A 2,366-nucleotide genomic window follows, 5' to 3' on the forward strand; every position below is an offset into this window, starting at 1 on the left:
TTCAGGCGATAGGACAAGGCGATCTGGGACTTGGCCATCTGCCGCAGCACGGCGTTGGCGATGGGGATTTCGGCGGTGGTGGGCACGCTGGTCAACGGCTCGCCGGTGAACTCGACATCGATCGGCAAACCTTCCACGGGCGTGCCCTTGACCCGGATGATCGGGGTATCACCGGGCTGGAACGATCCGCCAGTCGTGACCCAGACCTGCGCCGTGCCTGGGGCATCGCCCAGTTGGTCGATGTCGAGCACGTTGCTTTGCGCTTCCTTGAGAATCGGCGCTTCCAGCCTGCTGGCATCAATCGCGACCACCACCCGTTGTGCCGCGCTCCAGTCCTCAGAGCGATTGTCGACCTTGTCGTAGACCTCGAAGGCCACGGACAAACCCACCCCGTCAGAATCCCCGGCCTCACGAATGACCGCCTCGCTGACGTGCACCACCAGCGGCACTGTGCCGTCCGCGTGCTCCTGAGTCAGTGGCGCGCTGAGCACAAACACACCGCCCCAACTCACTTGAATCACATCACCGGCAGCAATGTCTGGATACGACTCGATGGCGACCGGAACACCGGCGGCCACGTTTTCCTTATCAATGCCGCCGTCGAGGATGTCCTGCGGCAAGCGCATGATCAGCTTGGAGTGGCCGGGATCGTTGTTGTCGTCATGACCGCCGGGGCGGGTGAGTTTGACCAGCACCTGCATGTCCTCGGACGGCTCCCAGGCTTGGCCGAGGCGCTTGACGCTATAGGATGCGACGGCCCGGCCTTCCGGGATGCGCGCCGAAGGCACGAACATTTGCAGCGTCGTATTGACGTCCGCCGGGCCAACGGTTTTCTGCAGGACCTCCACATCCTTGTTCCAGAACACCTTGATCTGATCCCCAATTTCCATTGGTGTCCACGGCCCGGCGCGGCAGAGCAAGCCTTGACGCGGGAAATTACCCAACGCCGCCGCAATATTGATGCCCCAGACCTTTGGCGACTCCGACACCGGCCCGGTTTTACCGGGGATATCGAGTTGGTCGAGGATCAATGTGTCGGTGTCGGGAAGGTTGGGGGTAAGCATGGACGGCTCCGTTGAGCGGTGGGGCAACGGAGTGATTTATGGCTGGAAACGGGTGAGGCGTCACCTGTCAGATCTGACAGGGTAGGGTGGTTTCAAGACGAACGGTCAGCGGGAAGGCTCAGTGCTTGGGAAGGGTCTTCTGTCGCAAAATATAAACCGTCACCAACACCGCACTGGTCAACATAAACCCGCGCGCCCACGGCATTGGCACCAGATAACACGAGAACAGAATGCTCGCCCACATCAGCCCGATCGCGTAGACCTTGCCCTTGAGCGGAATGCCGTTGCCTTCGAGATAGTCGCGAATCCATGGCCCGAGCCGGGGATGCTCGACCAGCCAACGATAGAAACGCGGTGAACTGCGGGCGAAGCACGCGGCGGCCAGCAGCAGGAAAGGCGTGGTCGGGAGAACAGGCAGGAAAATACCGATCACCCCCAATGCCACGCTGAGCCAGCCGATGGCCAGCAGGATGTAGCGCAGCATCAGGGAGCGGTTGCCTATGGGGTTGTCCATAGGCCGGATCTTAGTGGTGACGTGGCTTGAGGATCGCCGGTTTTTCGTCTGGCGCCTGGCACAGCAAGTACAGCGCGGTCAGGGCTTCCGGGATCTGCACGATCATGTCGTCCATCAGGTTGGCGTCTTTGGCGATGTCTTCGAACTCAGGCTGTTCGTCGAACAGGCCCGAACCGACCATGATCGGCAGAAGCATTTCGCTGACTTCTTCTTCAGCGGTTTCGAACCAGGCGGCTTCGCGCAGGAACACGCCTTCCATGAAGCCGATGCACCAGCCGCGCAGTTCGGAATCGTCCGGATCTTCACCCAGATCCAGTTCGCACGGCAGCTCGAATTCTTCATCCGACGCCAGTTGACGGGCGATGTGCGCCTTGAGGCCGATCAGCGTGGCTTCGATTTCTTCGCGCTGGGCTTCACCGCTGTAGTGCGGCTCTTCGGCGAACAGCGCGTCGATCCACTCGCGATCCGGCACAACGTCCGAGCAGATCGACAGGGCGGTCAGGTAGCCGTGAGCGGCCACGTAATCCAGCGCCTCGTCGTGCAGCTCGTCGGCGTCGAGGAAGACTTGCAGGCGGGTTAGTTGCTCAGCGAAGGACATTACGGGGCTACCTTGGGGGAATAAACAATGCGGGAATTCTAGGCCTTCTTGCGCGCTCAAGCCAGCCGCACGGCAGATTTGCCGGGCAGAACAACCTAATCCCCTGTAGGAGCTGCCGAAGGCTGCGATCTTTTGATCTTTTAAAAACCACATCAAAAGATCGCAGCCTTCGGCAGCTCCTACAGGGGAC

General features: G+C 60.6%; 2 protein-coding genes and 1 pseudogene. All 3 read right to left on the reverse strand.

The features are described from left to right. Positions 1-1,064 (reverse strand): annotated as a pseudogene (locus QMX93_RS30560) (hypothetical protein); the annotation flags it as partial. A gap of 118 nt (positions 1,065-1,182) precedes the next feature. Continuing rightward, on the reverse strand, positions 1,183-1,578 hold the full coding sequence (locus QMX93_RS30565) for a YbaN family protein (protein WP_282359320.1): 396 nt from the start codon (positions 1,576-1,578) through the stop codon (positions 1,183-1,185). Positions 1,579-1,588: 10 nt separating this feature from the next. Further along, complete coding sequence (locus QMX93_RS30570; protein ID WP_053118230.1) at positions 1,589-2,176, reverse strand: YecA family protein; 588 nt, start codon at positions 2,174-2,176, stop codon at positions 1,589-1,591. Between the last annotated feature and the right edge of the window lie 190 nt (positions 2,177-2,366).

Source organism: Pseudomonas sp. PS01303 (assembly GCF_029959385.1).
In the GTDB taxonomy this organism is placed as follows: Bacteria; Pseudomonadota; Gammaproteobacteria; order Pseudomonadales; family Pseudomonadaceae; genus Aquipseudomonas; species Aquipseudomonas rustica.

Bases quoted from the DNA above. Each gene is read 5' to 3' on its own strand.
- QMX93_RS30565 (WP_282359320.1), bottom strand. From the start codon at position 1,578: ATGGACAACCCCATAGGCAACCGCTCCCTGATGCTGCGCTACATCCTG.
- QMX93_RS30570 (WP_053118230.1), bottom strand. From the start codon at position 2,176: ATGTCCTTCGCTGAGCAACTAACCCGCCTGCAAGTCTTCCTCGACGCC.